Annotated in this window: 16 protein-coding genes; 3 read left to right on the top strand and 13 right to left on the bottom strand. The window is 50.2% G+C overall.

Annotated elements, in window-relative coordinates; translation table 11 throughout:
- Positions 1–105: 105 nt before the first annotated feature.
- From ACO9K6_RS08960 to ACO9K6_RS08925, 8 genes are all read right to left on the bottom strand, one after another.
- Positions 106–885 (bottom strand): ABC transporter ATP-binding protein, encoded by a 780-nt coding sequence (locus ACO9K6_RS08960; protein ID WP_424767212.1) that lies wholly within the window; start codon positions 883–885, stop codon positions 106–108.
- Positions 882–1808, bottom strand: a complete 927-nt coding sequence (locus tag ACO9K6_RS08955) for an ABC transporter ATP-binding protein (RefSeq protein ID WP_424767211.1) — start codon at positions 1806–1808, stop codon at positions 882–884. The genes ACO9K6_RS08960 and ACO9K6_RS08955 overlap by 4 nt, the downstream gene beginning before the upstream one ends.
- Positions 1805–2674 (bottom strand): nickel transporter permease, encoded by an 870-nt coding sequence (gene nikC / locus ACO9K6_RS08950; protein ID WP_424767210.1) that lies wholly within the window; start codon positions 2672–2674, stop codon positions 1805–1807. The genes ACO9K6_RS08955 and nikC overlap by 4 nt, the downstream gene beginning before the upstream one ends.
- Positions 2671–3612, bottom strand: coding sequence for a nickel ABC transporter permease (nikB, locus tag ACO9K6_RS08945; protein ID WP_424767305.1), 942 nt, complete (start codon positions 3610–3612; stop codon positions 2671–2673). The genes nikC and nikB overlap by 4 nt, the downstream gene beginning before the upstream one ends.
- A 4-nt stretch (positions 3613–3616) precedes the next feature.
- Positions 3617–5194, bottom strand: a complete 1578-nt coding sequence (gene nikA / locus ACO9K6_RS08940) for a nickel ABC transporter substrate-binding protein (RefSeq protein ID WP_424767209.1) — start codon at positions 5192–5194, stop codon at positions 3617–3619.
- Positions 5195–5314: 120 nt separating this feature from the next.
- Positions 5315–6529, bottom strand: a complete 1215-nt coding sequence (locus ACO9K6_RS08935; protein ID WP_424767208.1) for a GTP-binding protein — start codon at positions 6527–6529, stop codon at positions 5315–5317.
- Positions 6530–6749: 220 nt separating this feature from the next.
- Positions 6750–7823, bottom strand: a complete 1074-nt coding sequence (locus tag ACO9K6_RS08930) for a Gfo/Idh/MocA family protein (RefSeq protein WP_424767207.1) — start codon at positions 7821–7823, stop codon at positions 6750–6752.
- Positions 7820–8956, bottom strand: a complete 1137-nt coding sequence (locus ACO9K6_RS08925; protein ID WP_424767206.1) for a Gfo/Idh/MocA family protein — start codon at positions 8954–8956, stop codon at positions 7820–7822. The genes ACO9K6_RS08930 and ACO9K6_RS08925 overlap by 4 nt, the downstream gene beginning before the upstream one ends.
- A 171-nt stretch (positions 8957–9127) precedes the next feature.
- Here ACO9K6_RS08925 and ACO9K6_RS08920 point away from each other — a divergent pair, with 171 nt between their 5' ends.
- The 3 genes from ACO9K6_RS08920 (at position 9128) to ACO9K6_RS08910 (ending at position 11776) form a co-directional block, all read left to right on the top strand.
- Positions 9128–9970 carry a helix-turn-helix transcriptional regulator gene (locus ACO9K6_RS08920; protein WP_424767205.1) on the top strand — a complete coding sequence of 281 codons (843 nt, stop codon included), beginning with the start codon at positions 9128–9130 and terminating at the stop codon, positions 9968–9970.
- 108 nt (positions 9971–10078) lie between these two features.
- Positions 10079–10507: a MarR family winged helix-turn-helix transcriptional regulator gene (locus tag ACO9K6_RS08915; protein WP_424767204.1), complete on the top strand. Its 429-nt coding sequence runs from the start codon at positions 10079–10081 to the stop codon at positions 10505–10507.
- A 42-nt stretch (positions 10508–10549) separates the two neighbouring features.
- Positions 10550–11776 (top strand): MFS transporter, encoded by a 1227-nt coding sequence (locus ACO9K6_RS08910; RefSeq protein ID WP_424767203.1) that lies wholly within the window; start codon positions 10550–10552, stop codon positions 11774–11776.
- Between the two features lie 77 nt (positions 11777–11853).
- Here ACO9K6_RS08910 and odhB read toward each other — a convergent pair whose 3' ends face one another.
- From odhB to ACO9K6_RS08885, 5 genes are all read right to left on the bottom strand, one after another.
- The gene (gene odhB, locus ACO9K6_RS08905; RefSeq protein ID WP_424767202.1) at positions 11854–13116 is read right to left on the bottom strand and encodes a 2-oxoglutarate dehydrogenase complex dihydrolipoyllysine-residue succinyltransferase; all 1263 of its coding nucleotides are present in this window, start codon (positions 13114–13116) and stop codon (positions 11854–11856) included.
- 6 nt (positions 13117–13122) lie between these two features.
- The gene (locus ACO9K6_RS08900; RefSeq protein ID WP_424767201.1) at positions 13123–16038 is read right to left on the bottom strand and encodes a 2-oxoglutarate dehydrogenase E1 component; all 2916 of its coding nucleotides are present in this window, start codon (positions 16036–16038) and stop codon (positions 13123–13125) included.
- Positions 16039–16281: 243 nt separating this feature from the next.
- Positions 16282–17346 (bottom strand): acetylxylan esterase, encoded by a 1065-nt coding sequence (locus tag ACO9K6_RS08895; protein WP_424767200.1) that lies wholly within the window; start codon positions 17344–17346, stop codon positions 16282–16284.
- The gene (locus ACO9K6_RS08890; RefSeq protein WP_424767199.1) at positions 17334–18041 is read right to left on the bottom strand and encodes a DNA alkylation repair protein; all 708 of its coding nucleotides are present in this window, start codon (positions 18039–18041) and stop codon (positions 17334–17336) included. The genes ACO9K6_RS08895 and ACO9K6_RS08890 overlap by 13 nt, the downstream gene beginning before the upstream one ends.
- 6 nt (positions 18042–18047) lie before the next feature.
- Entirely contained in the window at positions 18048–19571 is a 1524-nt protein-coding gene (locus ACO9K6_RS08885) for a leucyl aminopeptidase (protein ID WP_424767198.1), read from the bottom strand.
- Between the last annotated feature and the right edge of the window lie 53 nt (positions 19572–19624).

Raw genomic sequence — 19624 nt, 5'->3', positions numbered from 1 at the left:
TTCGTTTATCGATTATGTTACCAATGATTCACGATAGTGTCAATTTACAATCAGCATTTGCATATTTAGCTTAAACGATACAAAACAGCTTCTTATTCAAACCCTTCACATGACGGCGGCAATAAGCTGACGCGTGTACGCATGCCGATCCTCACTGAGCAGCTGTCCTCGCAGGAAACGATCAACGATTTGCCCTTCCTTCATAATGATGAACCGATCGCTCATCATGCTTACGGCGGCGATATCATGCGAGATGAATAAGTAGGCCATATCAAGTTCACCTCCCAGCTCTTTCAGCAGCTTCAGCATTTGCGCCTGCACGGATACGTCAAGACTTGAGGTAGGCTCATCGCATATGAGCAGCTTTGGGCCCAGACTGATGCCGCGCGCAATGGCGACTCGCTGCTTCTGTCCGCCGCTAAGCTCATGCGGATAACGATCCATATGCTCCGCTTGCAATCCTACCATCTCCAGCAGCCTGGCCGCCGTATCCCGACGGGAATGACGTATATCTGCAATAAATGAAGGTTTGATATCCTTAAAATTATCAAGAGGCTCCATAATCGAGCGCCAGATCGGCAGACGCTGATTAAGCGCAGCCGATGGATCTTGGAATACAACCTGAATATGCCGCCGTATGGCGCGAAGTGCTTTACCTTGCAGCTTAAATATCGGCACTTCATGGAGATAGGCTTCACCGCTGTCCGGGTGCTCGAGTGCGAGCAGTATTCGCACAAGCGTGCTTTTGCCGCTGCCGCTTTCGCCAACGACGCCCAAGCATTCACCCCTTTTAATAAACAGCGAAATGTCTCTGAGCGCATGGACCCTTCTTCCTTGATTGACATACGTTTTATTTAATCCTGTTACTGTTAACAGCTCATTCATGCGCTGCCCTCCTTCGTTTCCATCAAACGTGATGCAGCAGCCATCGACCGCTGATGCATCCGTTCGATCTCCGCCAGATGCGGCGTAGCCTCCAGCAGCATTTGTGTATAAGGATGCTGCGCTGCTTGTATAATATTGTCCGCGCGTCCGGCCTCTACAAGCTGGCCGCTTTGCATAACGGCAATCGAATCTGCTCGCTTCATTACATGGCGCAAATCATGCGAAATCATAAGCACCGCGCATCCCGTCTGCTCTTGCAGGCTGGCAAGCAAATCGAGGACGCATTCTCCAGCAATTGGATCAAGCGCAGTCGTTGGCTCATCGGCAATAAGCAGCGCAGGCTTCAACATCATAGCCGATGCTAAAGCCGCACGCTGCAGTTGACCTCCGCTAAGCTGGAACGGATAGCTGTCATACACCCGCTCGGCAGGAAGTCCCGCCCGTAATAACCAATCAAGCGCGAATTGCTTTGCATCCTTACGCGAGATTTTCTGATGACTACGCAATGTTTCCAGCATTTGCATCCCTATTTTTATAAAAGGCGTAAAGCTGCTCTGATAGTTTTGAAACACATAGCCTATCTGAGTGCCTCGAAGCTTGCTGCGCTTCCGATCTGACAGAGCTCCGATATCTTCGCCAACAAGCCTAATTGTACCCTCCGTTACCCGCAGGCTGTGCGGCAGTAAGCCGAGTATGGCATTAGCGGTGACACTCTTCCCGCTTCCGCTTTCTCCAACTAATGCAGCGATTTCTCCTGGTCGAACCACAAGCGACAAATCCTTTACAAGAAGTCGGTGCTCCTTGCCTTTGTCCGCGCATATATAAATACCTTCAAGCTGCAGCACCGGTTCAATTGATGCAATAGGGGCAGCAGAACGCTTTGCCGGTTTAGCAATCTCACGCACTAATTCATTCGGGCTCATCTTGCTCCTCCTCTCACATCTAGACGATCGCGCACACCTTCGCTAATGAGGCTGCACGAAATCACAACAAGCATAATCGCAAGTCCCGGATAAACCATAAGCGTCGCGTTCGCTTGGAAGTATGGCCGTCCGTCGCTCAGCATCGCTCCCCATTCCGGAGAAGGAGGCTGCGCGCCAAGGCCCACATAGGATAATGAAGCAATGATCAGGATCATCTTGCCGATGTCGAGCGCCGCAAGCACGATGACAGGCGAAATGATATTGGGCAGCAAATGGCGCCAAATAACCGTCCAAGAGCTGCAGCCAGCAGCGCGCGCAGCCAGCACATATTCCTTCTCGCGCTCCGACAATACAATTCCGCGTACGACACGGGCATAACCGATCCAATTGACCAAAATGATCGACAGCATCAGATTCGTTAAGCTGGGACCTAAAAATCCTGTAAAAGCAATCGCCATAATAAAATCGGGAAATGCGCCGACCCCATCGACGAACCGCATCAGCATCGCGTCTATCCAGCCGCGGCGGTAACCCGCCAGCATACCGACCGGTATGCCGATCAACGTTACAGCAGCCAACGCCATAGCCGCTATCCCTAAAGTCGTTTGAGCGCCGACCGCCAGCCTCGAGAATAAGCATCTGCCCAAATGATCCGTGCCAAGCGGATACTGCCAGCTTGGCGCGAGCAGCCTCTCCGGCAAGTTCACCGTTAAAGGATCATTTTGAAGAATGAACGGACTTATGAAAGCAAGCATGACGATGACAGCGAGCATAGAAGTTCCGCTCACGATAAGAGCATTTCCTTGCATTCCGCTCCGCTTATGCCATGCCTTTGAACGAACTGGATCGGTATGCGCAGCCCTCATGACTGTTCTCCTTTCCGATGCCTCGTGCGCGGATCGAGCAGACCATAGCTCACATCAACAAGCAGATTGATACTGACCACAAGCAATCCCGTGAGCAGTACAAAGCCTTGAATAATCGGATAGTCACGTTCGAGAATCGCCGATATTGCCATCGTTCCAAGACCAGGCCACGAGAACAGCGTTTCTGTCACAACCGAGCCTGCAAGAAGGCTGCCCACGCTCATGCCGCACACCGTAATGACCGGAAGCAGAGCAGCCCGCATAGCATGAAGAGACAACACCCTCCATTCCGCGACTCCTCTGGCGCGGGCAGCGCGAATATATTCCTGCGACATGCTCTCGAGCAAGCCCGCACGCAGCAGCCGTGAATATTCAGCTGATAAGCCTATGCCTAGTGTAAGCGCTGGAAGAATCATTTGACTGAACGAGCCTTTGCCCATCATAGGCAGCCAACTCAGCTTGTAGGCAAACCAGTAAATAAGCAGTAACCCGAGCCAGAATAGAGGCACCGAGGCTCCTATTAATGCGAAAATTCGGCTTAAATGATCAGGAAGCTTGCCGTGATAACGAGCGGATAAGGTGCCCAGAGGGACCGCAAATATGAGCATTACGATGAGCCCGCCAGCGGTCAGCTGCAGCGTTGCAGGCAGCCGATAGAGGAGCTCATCCAGCACGGGCTTACCCTTCATATAAGAGTAACCGAGGTCAAGCTGGAGCAATTGCAGCAGCCATGTTCCGTATTGGACGACAACCGGCTTGTCGAAGCCAAGCTCCTTCCGCAGTGCAGCCTCCTCCTCATTCGTGACGGCAACCGTATCCGCCTCCAGCATAAGGAGAATCGGGTCGCCAGGCGCAAGCTTCATTAATATGAAGGTAAGCAGTGATAAGAAGAAAAGAACAAATACAAGCTGAACCGCGCGCTTACGGATGACCTGCAGCACTTTACTTCACATCCATCAAATTCGTTACGATGTAGTATTCCTCCGGGCCCGGCTTCCAGCCGGTAACACGATTGTTCATGCCAACGATCAAATTCGGATAAACGGCATAGGAATGCGTGACATCTTCCAGCACTAGGCTGACTGCTTCCTTTGTCAGCTTCACCCGCTCGGCTACATCGCTTGTCGCGTTCAGCTTATTTACGACAGCCATAACCGCTTTGTTCTCAACGTTCGTTCCGTTCAATGAACCGCCTGGCATGAAGGCAGAGTTCAAGTAATAGCCGCCGTCACCACGCGGAGCAGATAGATTGCTGTAGGTGACGATGTCCCAGTCTTTATTTTCACGAATGTAGGCATCTGCGTTCTCTACTGTTGAAATGTTGATCGTTACGCCAATCTTCGCCGCGTCAGATTGAAGAAGCTGTGCAATAAGCGGAAGCTCCGGACGCGCACCATAGGTTGCAAGCTCTAAGACAAGCTCCTTGCCGTCCTTCTCCAGCTTGTCGGAGGCATTGCGCTTATAGCCGGCATTCTCAAGCAGCTTCAGTGCTAATTGCGGTTTTGCCTCAGCAGCTGCTTCTTTAATGCCGAAAGGCAGGCTCGAGTTGAACGGCCCCGTAGCCGGCGTACCGTTGCCAAGTAGAATATCCTTCGCTATGCTTTCTCGATTAAGCAGCAAATCTATCGCTTGCCGCACGCTGACATCAGCCATTACCGGCTTTTGTTGGTTATAGAGCAGATAATGCACGCGCAAGCCTGCGATCGATTCTACATGGAGCGCTTGATCCTGCTCGATGGTGGCTACCGTTTCGGACGGAACGGAATAAACGATATCCGCTTCCTTCGATTGCAGCGCCAGCGCTCTAACATAGCTGTCTTCATTAAATTTGTAAATGACCTTGTTCAATTTCGCAGGGCCGTCCCAATAGCCTTCGTAACGAGCAAGCTCCGCTTCAATATTAGGCGTAAAGTGTACAACCTTAAAAGGACCCGTACCAATCGGAGCAAGATTGAAGGCTTCCGTTCCCATTACCTGCTCTGCCGCAACACTAATAACGGATGCATATGGATTCACTAGCTCCGACGGCAGCGCCGGATGCGGCTCCGTCGTTACCACTGTCAGCTTATTGCCGTCAGCCTCCATTGATGCGATTTTCAATGAGCCAGCCAGCACTCCGCTAGCTAGAATTCCACGCTCAAACGAAGCTTTTACAGCTGCAGCATCAAGAATAGATCCATCCTGGAATGTTACACCTTCGCGTATGGTAAATAGCCAGGTTACTTCATCAATTGCTTCCCATTTTGTAGCCAACCACTCTGTTACTTCCAGGTTCTCATCCAAACGTACCAGCGTCTCGACAATTCCAGCCCGCAGCGTCTCCCAGCTGTTATGCGGATCAAGGCTTGCCGCTTTGAAGTTGCGAATAATCGTTACGCTTTTCTCTGCTTCCGCAGCACCGTTCTCCCCGGATGAGACGGCTTCATTTTCCTTTCCGCAAGCCGCCATAAGAGCTACAATAAGCAGCAGCACGAGCAATCGTGCAATAATTCTTCGATTTGTATGTAAAAGCGGGTTCATGCTACATCTTCCTCTCCTATGCATCCATATATAAAACGACTGAACCTAAGCGCTCAGTCGCCCTATTTTTCTGTTATTTCGTTTTACTATGAAGGGTAGCCTTTTCGGATGAAGCATTCCTTAATGAAGCATCTCTTCCAGCTGCTCTTGAGACGTATTAGGAAACGGATCAGGAAACTCGCTCCATTCCGTATCAAGCTCCTCATCCGTGAGCAAGCATGCATCGAGCGAATCGATCAGCTTTTTCCTTTCCATCTCAATGCCAATAAATACGAGCTTATTTATCCTGTCGCCATATTCCTCATGCCACAGCGCAGCAAGCTCCGGATCCTCCTGAAGCACTTGCTTACGTTCTTCTTCCGGCAGTGCTGCAGCCCAGCGACCGGCGGGACCGAATTGAATCGAAGGTCCTGCTTGACTTAAGCTTTGGGCGAACTCATGACGCGACGCCAGCCATACCATTCCTTTGGCGCGAACAACCTCCTCCGGCCATTCCTCCATCCACTCCATAAGGCGCTCAGGATGAAAGGGCTTTACGCGCTCGTAGACAAAGGAGGAAATGCCATACTCCTCCGTCTCAGGCGTGTGAGCCGGGGCTGTCATTTCTTTGATCCAACCCGCCGACTGGCTCGCTTCTTCGAAATTGAACAATGAGGTGTTCAAAATTTCCTTCGGGTCGATCTGCCCTTTGGATGTGCGAATGAATGTAGCTCGCGGCTGCAGCGCGCGAAGGACGCTTTCCAGCTCCGCTAACTCTGCTTCCCCAACAAGATCGCATTTATTCAAAATAAGCACATCACAAAATTCGATTTGATCGATAAGCAGATCGACAACCTCGCGGGTATCACCAGCGTCTACAGCCTGACTGCGGTCCAGCAAAGTTTCGCCCGAGGAGTAATCATGCCAGAAGCGATAAGCATCCACGACCGTTACCATACAATCCAGCCTGCAAAATTGCGTCAAATCAATGCCCTGCTCTTCATCGATATAAGTGAATGTCTGTGCAACAGGCACTGGTTCTCCAACACCCGTCGATTCGATCAGAATATAGTCGAAGCGGTTCTCCTTGGCCAGCTTCTCAACCTCCTTCAGCAAATCCTCCCGGAGCGTGCAGCAAATGCAGCCGTTTGACATTTCCACCAGCTTCTCATCTGTGCGCGACAAGCCGCCTCCTTCTTGGATCAAGCTCGCGTCAATATTTAGTTCACTCAAATCATTCACAATGACAGCAACCTTCAACCCATCACGATTATTTAATACATGATTCATGATCGTTGTTTTGCCAGCACCCAAATAACCGCTCAGTACAGTAACCGGTATTTTTTTCAAAGTCATTGGTCGTACATCTCCTCTTTAACCCTCATTTAAAACGTAATTATTACGATTATATATGAAAACAAAAACCGACATCGTCAGTTAATAGTAATTATTACGTTTAAATCAGTATAACAACTTTCGCTCTCTTTCGTCAAGATCGTAATTCAGCTAAACAAAAAAAGAAGCCTCCATTGGCTTTGCCATTGGAGAAGCTCCTCATCATGAACCATGAAACAACCTACTCTAATCTTATCGCATTTTTCTCGGCCAGCAACGACAGCTCCGCCGCTTTGAACGTATGCTCCTGCGTCATCGCTATCTCCGTTCCGTTCAAGCAATCCAGTATAAGCTGGCCGAAATACGGATATCCAACCTTGCCCTTCAGCCGCATATGCTGCTCGCCATCTCCATTCACCAAGTACAGCTGGTCGCCTTCCGTATCTCTGGCAATATCAATATATTTGCGCAGCTCGATATAGCCTTCCGTGCCGAGAATAAGAGTACGTCCATCTCCCCATGTGCCCAAACCGCTTGGAGTAAGCCAGTCTACGCGGAAGTAGCCGGTTGCGCCGTTCTCTCCCACCAGCGTCATATCCCCGAAATCCTCAAGCTCAGGAAAATCCTTATTCGCGTAATTCGCGATTTTACTATTCGCAACAGTCGCGTTGCGATTGCCCGTAAAATAAAGGAACTGCTCGACCTGATGCGAGCCAATATCGCATAAAATGCCGCCATACTGCTCCTTCTCAAAAAACCATGCCGGTCTGGCAGGCGCATTCAAGCGATGCGGACCTAATCCGATAACCTGTACAACTCGGCCAATTGCGCCCTGCTCGATGAGCTGACCTGCAAACACCGCACTTTCCACATGCAAACGCTCGCTATAATATACGGCGTACTTTTTTCCTGTTTCCGCATAGGCAGTACGCGCGTCCTCCAGCTGTTCCAGTGTTGTAAACGGTGCCTTATCCGTAAAATAATGTTTGCCGCTGCGCATTACGCGTACGCCGAGCGGCCCGCGCAGCGAGGTAATAGCTGCTGCAGCTACCAGCTGTACCTCATCATCCTCCAGCACCTGTGTCTCCGATTCCGCTACCTTAACCTCCGGATATTGCTTCACAAACGCCTCTACCTTGGCGGGATCGGCATCATATACCCATTTCAACCTCGCCCCCGCTTCAACCAGACCATTGCACATGCCATAGATATGACCATGATCCAGGCTGACTGCCGCAATGACGAATTGGCCCGGCTCCACTACCTTGTTCGGCTTGCCCTTCGGGGCGTATTTCATTCCGTCCGCTTTGCTCATATCTGCAGCGCCTCCTTTTGATAAACAGAGCTTGCAATACGATCCTGCAAATAGTGATGGAACAGATCCTCATCAATCGGAAGGTCAACCCAGTTATCCGTCCAGGTAGACAGCAGCATCGCATTCGATAGCATTAGTCCTTTAATTCCTTCCTCGCCCGGAGCGATCAACTGCTCATCAAATAAGATTGCGTTGACGAAGTTTTGTGTAATGCCTTTATGATCGGGATAGGCGCCAGCGACGGGAATATCACATTTCCAGCATTCCGGCTGGCCGAAACCGCCTGTGAACTGCTTATTAAATTCCGGCTCAGGCACGCGAAGCCGCCAAAAGGTCAGCGTATCGTTCTCGATCACGATTTTGCCGCGGTCGCCGTTGATCTCGAATCTATTCGTCCCAGGCGCCTCACCAGTCGTCGTCACGAATACGCCCGTTGCGCCATTTTCGTACTCTACGAAAGCCGTTACGTCATCCTCGACTTCAATGCTGCGATGCTTGCCAAAGTAGCAGAAAGCCCGAACCCGCTTCGGCATCATGCTGATCGTCCACTGCCACAAATCAAGCTGATGCGGGTCTTGATTCAGCAGCACGCCGCCACCCTCGCCTGCCCATGTCGCGCGCCACGTTCCGGAATCATAGTAGCTTTGTGAGCGGTACCAATTCGTAATAATCCAATTGGTCCGCTTCACCTCTCCAAGCTCTCCTGCATCTATAAGCTCCTTCAGCTTCACATAGAGAGGATTTGTCCGCTGATTGTACATCATGCTGAACTTCACTTTCACTTTGCGGCTCGCCTCGTTCATCTCGCGCACCTGCTTGGTGTAGACGCCAGCCGGCTTCTCGCACAGCACATGCAGCCCGCGCTCGAAGGATGCAATCGCAAGCTCGGGATGGGAAAAGTGCGGAGTCGCGATAAGTACCGCATCTATCAAGCCCGAATCCATCATCGCATAAGGCTCCATGAACAAGCCAACCTGCTCGCCAATATGCTCCTTCGCCCATTGAAGACGATCGGGTTCATTATCGCTTACTGCCGCGATCACCACATCCTTTACTTCGCCTTTCAAAATATAGCCAATATGCCCCTTGCCCATGTTGCCTAATCCGATGACACCTAGTCGTACGACCTGCATCCATCTATCGCTCCTTTATAATTAAAAATAAATAGCTAATCCATTTATGTAATGCTTACTTTAATGGTAGCACTTTCATGCACAAACAGCTTCATTCGCATTATCCTGTTTACTCTTTTATTTGACTGTGGTTGGTGTATAATGATGGTATTTAAAGGGGGAGGTTCAACCATGGGTACACAGCATCAAATCGGCACACCCTTCACGATGACATCCAGCTCCAGCTTTCATGCCCATATCCCCTACCACACTCATTTTCATTATGAAATCTACTATTTCCATGCCGGAAAAGTAAACTATCTCATCAATGATCGCATTTATGTACTTGAGCCAGGCGACATGCTGCTGATGCATGGGATGACGCTGCACAGGGCACACGTCGATTCAAGCGCGGAATACCGCCGCACCACGATCCATTTCGATCCGTATTATTTCAAGCAATTGATACAGCCTCCCTTTGCCTCCGATCTGCTGGCTCCCTTCCAGAAGCTTCAAAACGTACGGCTGCAGCTTCGCGGCGAAGACAAGCTTCAGATTGAAGCCTCGCTCCTGAAGCTGGAGCAGCTGCATTCACAGCAAAATCCTTTCTCGACCCAGCGTTTTTATGCGCACTTCATCGACCTGCTCATACAAATTAATGAGCTGTGCGAGCAGCCGCTCAAGGAGAAATCCTCCTTCCCCTCCTCCAAGGAGCATCATGTGCAGGCCGTTATTTCTTATTTGGAGAACCATTATACAGAAGATATAACACTCGAAAGCATACAAGCCGAGCTTCATCTGAGTAAATTTTATTTGGCAAAAACGTTCAAAGAGGTTACAGGCTCAACAATCTTTCAATTTCTAATGCAGCGTCGCATTTATCAGGCCAAAATCGAGCTAATCGACAGCAAAAAGCCTATTACCGAGGTCGGCTACGACGTCGGCTTTAAGCATCCTTCTCATTTCAGCCGTGCCTTCAAGCTTCATACAGAGCTAACGCCCGAGCACTATCGCAAGCAGCATCAGCTTCCTTAAAGCGCATGCAATAATTTCAACCGAATGAAAGAAGTAAAGCTATTGACCCATTTAGTTGATAAGCATATTATTGATATAACAAATATACAACCAAAGCAGGTGAATGGCATGCAATTAAAGGACTCGGTTGGGTATCTTATTAGCAATACAGGCCGCCGTCTCAATCAACGGCTTCAGCAGCTCTTTCAAGACCATGACGTTACGCCCGAGCAGTGGTCGCTGCTCATTTGCCTCGATGAACACGATGGCATCACCCATAAAGATTTGGCGCAGCGAACGGAGAAAGATCCAGCCAATATAACACGTCTCGTTGATCAGTTGGAGCGCAAATCGCTTGTCCGGCGAGCCGCCAATCCGCATGACCGCAGATCGCAGCTGATCTATGTGACCGATCAAGGAAGATCTTCCGCACGAACGCTCGCTCCGGTTGAGCGCGCTTTTGTTGAGCATATAATAAAAGATATTACCGAGGATGAGATTAGAGCATTCAAACGATTCATCGCGAAGATTAATCAAAATGCGGAACAGCATCAATGAATGCACGATAAGCAAGGGCGTCATCTGAGAGGAGAACATGGAATGAATAGCAATAAATTGTGGACCGCGGATTTTATCAAAATTTGTTTAAGCAGTTTTTTTCTATTTTTTGCTTTTTATACACTGGCAACCGCACTATCGGTCTATGTCACGAACGGACTCGGTGGAACGGAAACGCAGGCCGGCTTGTCCATGACCGTATTTATCATTGCGGCGGTGCTGCTTCGCCCTTTTGCAGGTCAGCTTATGACCAGGTTTGGAGAAAATAAAGTAATGATCATTTCGCTGCTGTTCTTTTTGTTATGCTCCGTCGCTTATTTTGGCGTATTCGGCTATGTGATGCTGCTGCTGATCCGTTTTCTTCATGGCGGCGCCTTCGCGATCGCAACTACGTCTACGAATACGACGGCAATCAACATTATGCCTGAGCACCGCAAAGGGGAAGGGATCAGCTATTTCAGCTTGTTCATGAGCCTCGCGATGATTATTGGACCGTTCGTCGGCTTAACAATTACTACACATGGCGGCTTTAACGCCATGTTCGCCCTGTGCGCAGCATGCTCGCTTATTGCTTTCATCCTCGTCGCATCCGTCAAGCGAAATCAAAAACAGCATTCCACTGATGCCTCTGAACCAAAATCAAACGTGCCGGTCAAAACAAAGCTTCATTGGCGTGACCTCATAGAACGCAAAGCTGTTCCTATCGCGCTAAGCGGATTCATTATCGCCTTCGCCTACAGCGGACTCGTGACGTTTATGTCTGTATATGCGCACGAGCAGGCAATCGACCAATACGCCAGCTACTTCTTTGTTTGCTTCGGTATTATGATTGTATTACCAAGGCCGATTGTCGGCAAGCTGCTGGACCGTGCCTCTGAGCACGTCATCGTCTACCCGGCCATTGCGATTTTCGCTATCGGAATGCTGCTGCTTAGCGTCGCTAATTCTCCCGTCATGCTGCTTATCTCAGGTGCTGTCATTGGTCTAGGTTATGGTGCGCTGCTCCCGTGCTTCCAAACAATCGCAGTGCTCGCGTCGCCGCCTCACCGCCGTGGACTTGCTACAGCAACCTTTTATCTGCTGTTCGATCTAGGCTACGGATTGGGCTCCTATTCGCTTGGTGCACTCGCTTCCCATTTCGGTTATAGTGCCATGTACATGCTTGCCTCTATTGTGATCGTGTTTACATCGGTCATTTACTTCATCCTTCACCATAATCGAAAAAGAATGACCGCTGCAGCCGGCGAGAAGGCATTTCTATCCTCTTGACATGGAGTCAAACAAAAAAGAACTGCCCTGACAGCATTAGCTGCTATCAGGGCAGTTTTTTTTAATCCTGCGATCGATTAACCTTGCAGCAAAAGCTGCTCCGGATCCTCGAGAAGCTCCTTCACCGTTACAAGGAAACGAACCGCTTCGCTTCCGTCTACAATACGGTGATCGTAGGAGAGGGCGATGTACATCATCGGACGGTTTTCCATACGTTCATTGTCGATAGCTACAGGGCGCACTTGAATTTTGTGCATGCCCAGAATACCGACTTGTGGCGTATTCAAGATAGGCGTCGATAACAAGGAACCGAATACGCCGCCGTTCGTGATGGTGAAGCTTCCGCCTTGAAGATCGGAGATTGCAAGCGTGTTTGCTCTTGCTTTCGTTGCAAGATCCACTATGTTTTTCTCAATCTCAGCAAAGCTTAGACGGTCCGCATCGCGAACGACTGGAACGACTAAACCTTCCTTCGCGGATACGGCAATACCGATATCGAAGAATTTTTTGACGATAATATCTTCGCCGTCAATTTCTGCATTAAGCAGCGGGAAAGCTTTCAGCGCGCCGACTACCGCTTTCGTGAAGAACGACATGAAACCAAGGTTTACGTCGTTTTTCTCGAAGAACGCTTGCTTGCGGCGTTTGCGCAAATCAAGGATCGCTGTCATGTCGACTTCATTGAACGTTGTCAGCATAGCTGCTGTGCGCTGCGCTTCTACGAGACGATTCGCAATCGTTACGCGGCGGCGGGACATACGCTTGCGCTCAGTCGGCTTGGCGTCCTTCGCTGCGCTTGCAGGCTCAGCTTGTGTAAGCGGAGCTGAAGAAACTGGCGTAGCGCCTGCCGACACTGGTGCTTGTCCGTGCGAACGAACATCGCCCGGATAAATGCGGCCGATTTGATCTTTGCTTTGTACCTCCGCCAGATCAATACCTTGCTCACGGGCTAGCTTGCGAGCAGCCGGCGAAGCGTTGATCGCTGCAGTTCCTTCTTTTGCCGGCGCAGCAGATGCTGGTGCAGGGGCTGGTGCAGGGGCTTCCGCTTTTGGAACTGCCGCCGGTTCAGCAGCAGGAGCAGCTGGTGCAGATGCACCGCCTGCTGCTCCAACGCCAATTGCGCCGATCGCTTCACCGACAAGCACTACTTCTCCGTCCTTCTTCGCAATGCTAGACACAACACCGCTGTTTTCAGCGCTAATTTCAATATTTACTTTATCCGTTTCAAGCTCCAGAAGGACATCGCCTTGGTTAACGGTGTCGCCTTCCTTCACAAACCATTTCGTAATTGTTCCCTCTGATATGGACTCGCCTAATTCTGGTACGATAATTTCAGCCATTAGTCACTACCCCCTTATCAAACTTGCTTCAACTGGCGTACCATTCAAAGCTGTTGTAATAATCAATTTTTGCTCTGCTGCATGTACCTCTTGATGTCCGCTTGCCGTGCTGGAACGATCCGGTCTGCCTACATAGCGAACAGCAGCCTTCTTCGGTGCAAGAGCGCGAAGACGCGGCTCCATGAAGCTCCATGAGCCCATGTTCTGCGGCTCCTCCTGTACCCAAACGATTTCTTCCAGCTTGTCGAATTGCTTCACGATGCGCTCAATCTCCGCATGCGGGAAAGGATACAGCTGTTCGACTCTTGCCACACGCAGCCACTCAAAGTCTTCCGCATTTGCAGACGCAAGCGCCTCGTCAATATCTATTGCAACCTTACCCGTGCATAGGATCAGGCGCTTTACTTTATCCTTCTGATCCTTCGACTCCGTCATGCTGAACTGAGGCAGCACCGGCTTAAAGGAGCCTTCACTGAACTCCATGCCGTGCGAAGCGACGCGCGGATTACGAATCAAGCTCTTCGGCGCCATAAGGACGAGCGGACGCATATGCTCAGTACCCAGAATCGAAGCTTGCTTACGGAGCAAGTGGAAATATTGAGCGGACGTTGTCAGGTTCGCAACCGTCCAGTTATTATCAGCCGACAGCTGCAGGAATCGCTCCAGCCTTGCGCTGGAATGCTCTGGTCCTTGGCCTTCATAGCCGTGCGGCAGCAAAATGACGACACCGGATTTTTGCGACCATTTCGCGCGGCCTGCGGAAATGAACTGATCGAAAATAACCTGGGCAACGTTGGCGAAATCACCATATTGCGCTTCCCAAATGACAAAGGTTTCCGGCGCAAAGACGTTATAGCCATATTCAAAGCCTAATACAGCCGTCTCCGACAACGGGCTGTTATGAACGGCAAAGGATGCTTTTGCCTGCGGCAGCATGTGAAGCGGCGAGAACTTTGCAGCATTTACGTTATCGTTAAGCATTATATGACGATGCGCGAACGTTCCGCGCTCTGAATCCTGACCGCTCAAACGGATCGGCGTGCCATCTGCTAAAATTGTTGCGAAAGCAAGCGTCTCTGCATGAGCCCAATCCACTTTCTCGCCATCATTCAAAGCGGTAGCACGGCGCTGCAAAATACGCTGCAGCTTCGAATATTCCGTAAAGCCCTCCGGTCGATTCAAAAGTTCTAAATTAATTTCACGAAGCGTTTCAATAGGTACCGCAGTCCGCGCCTCTTCAGCCGCAGGAATGACGGACTTGCGCTGCTCGCCGCGAATTTTCGGTTCGTCCTCGTTTGCTTTCATCGCATCGTAAGCTGCTTGCAGCTTGCCATTCGTGCGTTGACGTAATTCCTCCACTTGCTCCTCGGTAATCGCCTTTGCGCCTTTAAGGTGCTCGCTATAAAGGGTGCTTACTGTTGGATGGTTGCGTACCTTCATATACATTAGCGGTTGCGTTACTTCTGGATCATCCATTTCATTATGGCCGAAGCGACGGTAGCCGATCAGATCAATGACAAAACCTTTATTGAAACGCAGCCTGTACTCGCAAGCCAACCGAACCGCTGCGAGACATGCTTCCGGATCATCTGCGTTGACGTGAACGATTGGAATGTCAAAGCCCTTCGCTAGATCACTCGCATAGTGCGTTGAGCGCGAATCTACGCTGTTCGTTGTAAACCCAAGGCGATTGTTCGCGATAATATGAAGCGTGCCGCCGTTGCGGTAGCCCTGCAATTTATTGAAATTGAGCGTCTCCGCGACAATCCCTTCTCCGATAAACGCAGCATCGCCGTGGATACAAATCGTAACCGCACTCGACAAATCCTGCTCCGGCATGCCTGGCTTGCTTCGATCCTCTTGCGCAGCACGCGTGAAGCCCTCTACGATTGGATTGACGAATTCAAGATGGCTCGGGTTGTTCGCCAGCGTCAGCTTCGCGCGAACAGTCTCGCCTTCCTTCACGGCACGATCCGCGCCAAGATGGTATTTTACATCGCCGGTCCAACCGTAGTTAATACCCATCGAGCCTTCAGATGGAATGATCTCTTTATTCGGAGCATGATGGAATTCCGAGAAAATTTTGTCGTACGGCTTGCCAAGGACGTGTGCAAGCACGTTCAAGCGACCGCGATGCGCCATTCCCATAAGGATGTTGCTTGCACCGTCATGAGCAACCGCGCGAACAATTTCATCAAGTACCGGTATAAGCATATCAACGCCTTCAATGGAAAAGCGCTTCTGACCAACAAAGGTCCGGTGCAGGAAGTTTTCGAAATATTCAACCTCCATAAGCCGCTCAAGCAGCGCCGAGCGTTCCTTCGGAGACAGCGGGGCAGGAAAAGATCCTGATTCCGCATGCTTATGAAGCCAGTCGCGTTCATTCTCATCATGGATATGTGTAAACTCATAAGCCGCAGAGCGGGTATAAATTTCCCGTAAACGAGTAATGGCTTCCCAGCCGTTCGCAATTGAAGCCGGTGCATTATCCCAAATAAGCGATGCCGGGATCGCAGCCAGATCCTCCCTCGTCAAGCCGAAGGTTTCCGGTTCAAGCAGCTTCGTATCCGCAGCCTGGCTGAGGCCAAGCGGATCTATATCCGCAGCTAAATGGCCATATCTGCGAATATTCAGCATAAGCTGATGCGCAGCGACGACCTTCTTCAACATATTGGAATCAATGGGTCCCGTAACAGGAGCATAAGCTGCTGACTGCTGTGGACTCGATTGGACTGAACTGCCCGATGAGGCTCCGATTGATTCAAAAGGAGGCGCTCCAAAGCGAACAAACAGCTCGCGAAGCGACGTCTCAACAGATTCAGGCTCGGTCAAAAAACGTTCATATTGCTCCTGCACATACCCTAGATTGGGACCATAGTAGCTTTGCCAAGGCGAATGATTACGCTCATCATGGATGCTCATTGCAGAAAATTCCACCCTCTCTATTCATTGCCATCCTATTATTTTCTAAGGCGAACTGCATCATACATATCGCCTGCTTACATGTTCAATACGTTTATCAGAACACAAATTACAAATGATTTCGCATACTATAAGGAATTATAATAAAACCGCCAATAATTTCTTATACCCTGCAGCTTCTTTATATTCTAGTACATATCCTGCTTCCCTTCCATAACCATCTTGGCATTGATATCATCCATTTCAAGCATTGATTGATGTTCTCGGGAAATTGAACTCGGTTTGTATAAATTCATAAGCCTTGCTCTTCTGGTATTCGCTGATCTCATGCCCGGAGAATGGATAGTCATTGATCTTCTTTCTCGCACGGATTCGATTGAATACAGCATACACGGTCTCAGGCAAACAAACCGTATCCTTCCAGCCTACTGACATCAGAACTGGCGCAGCAATTCGTTCTGCCAGGTTTAACAGGTCAAAATAAGCAAGTGTATCCAATACCGCGTTCAACTGGTCCGGATACCGCTTAACATAAGCGGCAAGCTCTGTCAAAGAGCCCGTTGAATGAAGCATGCCGTAATCCAAATTGCACATATTCGGAATATCGGCCACTACTGCGCTCACCTTTGTATTCAACGCTGCTGCAAGCAGCGCTAAGCCGCCCCCCTGGCTTCCCCCTACCGCTGCAATTCGTGACGCGTCTATTTCCGGCTGCCCGGCAGCAGCATCCACAGCTCGTACGGCATCCATCGTTACGGCCAGGTAGTAGCTGCTTCCGATATCCGTAATCCCTTGAGTTACCCAGCCCTTAACTGAGCCGGACGCTTGCGTAAGAAGGCTGCCCGTTTCTCCGCCCTGACCGCGGACATCAACGGCAAGCACCGCATATCCAAGCTGCAGCCACGCTGCATGCCTCTCTGGCTGTCCTTTATCCAACGTGTAGCCGGGATAGGTTACGATGCAAGGTAGAGGATCTCGCTGCTGCTCACGCTGGGGCAGGAGCAGCCAGCAATGAATAGGTGTGTCATCATAACCGCAATAGGTTAATCGTTCTGCTCTTACAGTCGGGAACATAGTCTCCACCTGCTCTCGCTTTACTTCGAGCGGTTTAGCTGAATATTGTTCTAGAACCTCGCCCCAATAGCGATCCAGCATTTCCGCTTCAATCGTTGTTGAAGGATTGTAGGCAAGCAGATCATTTTTTCTACGGTCAAGCGCGTTCATGAGCTCATTCCTTTCGCAATCCATTTCGACATTAAAACAACCGCCTCTCGCGAAAGAGACGGTTCGCCGAATCAACAAATACATGTTTTTTTCTTGACGCCTGTCTTTCCCATTCGAACAGCCTTCTTAATATAATCGACGGCTATAGGCACTTTGCAGGCCGTATTGCCAACATCGACCTGCACCTTGCCAATCTTCTCGGCTGCCGTCTCGGCTTCGGCTCTGAGTGCATTTATATAGATGCCTGTCGCCATAACGAAGCTGTTCATTGTATAACGAACACGATTCTGTTCCTGATGAATGGTTTCCTCTACACGCCTTAGCAGCTGCTTCACCTCTTGCAGATCGAGTTCTTCGTCCGGTGTCAGCGTCAAGTAATTGACATATACGCTCCAACCGCAGGCAGCAATCATTTCCTCCGGAGAATCGATCCATTCAAGAGCGAGCTCGCGTCCGTATTTGCTCTCAGCTGCTACGCCAGCTACCGTGTACTCGGCAATCATATACCAATACGCCTGCTTCACCCAGTGCTGCAGCGTTTCCTTCGTTACGATCTTCGGATTCACTGTCAGACCAGCCAAATACATGGCGTCACTGTTTCCGGATTCGAACAGCTTCAGCGCAAGCTCCTGATCTTTCTTGACGAATTTTACAAGCTTCTTCAAATCGCCAATCTTAACGCCAAATAAGGGCTCCATTGCTCCATGGCGAATAAAGGTTCTCTTTGTCTGCTCGTTTCCAAAGCGCTCCAGCTCTTGCATAACCTCTTCATATGTCATACTGGCTTACTCCTCTTGCGTAACCAATTCTATCAATGTTCTTACCATGACGCCTGTCGCACCCTTTGGCTCCCAGCCTCTGCTCGACTCAAGCCAAGCTGTTCCGCCAATATCCAGATGAACCCATGGCAGCCCTTCGGCAAAATGGCCAATGAACAAACCGCCTGTAATCGTGCCGGCATAGCGGCCGCCGCTATTTTTCAAATCCGCAGCATCACTCTTAATCTGCTGCTTATATTCCGGATAAGCCGGAAGCTGCCATATCCGCTCTCCTGCAAGCTCAGAAGCTCTCTGCACACTGCGGAATAATTCCTCATTGTTAGTGACTGCTCCAGTCGCCTGACTGCCGAGGGCAACCGATACCGCCCCTGTTAGCGTAGCAATATCAACAAGCTTGGTTGCACCGCGTGTAATGGCTGTCGTCAAGCCGTCAGCGAGCACAAGCCGCCCCTCCGCATCCGTATTAACGATTTCGACCGTATACCCGCTCATCGTGTAAATCACATCACCCGGCTTTAGCGCTCGGTCTGAGGGCATATTCTCTGCAGTAGGGATTACAGCTATGACATTCACCTTCGGTTTCAGCTCGCCGATGACGCGCATAGCGCCGAGTACGGCTGCCGCTCCTCCCATATCCGAAATCATTTCCTGCATACCCTCTGCCCGCTTAAGCGAAATCCCGCCCGTATCGAACGTAATTCCCTTGCCAATGAACCCCCAGGTCTCTTCCGTACTCGGATCCCCTTTGTAATGAATTACGATCATTCGTGGCGGATTAATGCTGCCCTGACCGACGCCGAGCAAACCGCCCATACGCTGCTCCGCTGCGCTCCACTCGTCTATCACCTCTATTTCCATGTCAAACTCGCGAGCTAGCTCCTCGGCATGATGAGCGAGGCGCTCAGGCGTTAGATCATTGCCAGGCAGATTTGTCAGATCCCGCGCGAAGCCAACGCCTTCCGCATTCAGCTTGCCTTTGGCTATGCCCCGCTCCCACAATTCAGCACTAGAGGAAGCATTGCCAGAGCCAATCGGTACATAAGTGATATCCTTTAAAGTAAACCGCTCGTTCATCTCACGCTTCAGAGGCTCACGAACATGAAGAGCAAGCAGCAGCCCTTCCGTTAATGCCTGCGCAGTCTTTTCAATGCCTAGCGCTTCAGCTGCGTCATTAAGCCAAAACTCAGGCAAAATTACTTGTATAGAATGGGCTTTTATTTTTTTCAACGCTTTAGCTGCAGCTGCAGCTGCTAAACGTATGCTAGTCGCCTCTCGCTCCTGTCCAAGACCGGAAAAAACGATATACGCTGCCGGATAGAGCCCCAGGCTTGAAACAATCTCTGTTTGCTCAGATTCTGCTTTGAACAATCCTTTGGCGTACAGTGCTCGAAGAGCCTCATCTATTTGCGGCTGTAGAATCGGCTGAACCGACTCGCCTGACGTAAGCTCTTCTTTGCTTATAAACCTGATAACCGCGTCAGCTGCTGTCAGGTCTGTACTGCGTGTTCCGTATGTAATTGAAATACTCATTAATCTTAACCTCGCTTTCCCCATATAAACCAAAAAAACCGGGGTGTTTTACC

The sequence above is a fragment of the Paenibacillus praedii genome, from assembly GCF_049725345.1.
Taxonomy (GTDB): Bacteria; Bacillota; Bacilli; order Paenibacillales; family Paenibacillaceae; genus Pristimantibacillus.
The sequence above is the reverse complement of the archived record's forward strand: the minus strand, read 5'-3'. Positions and strand labels throughout refer to the sequence as shown.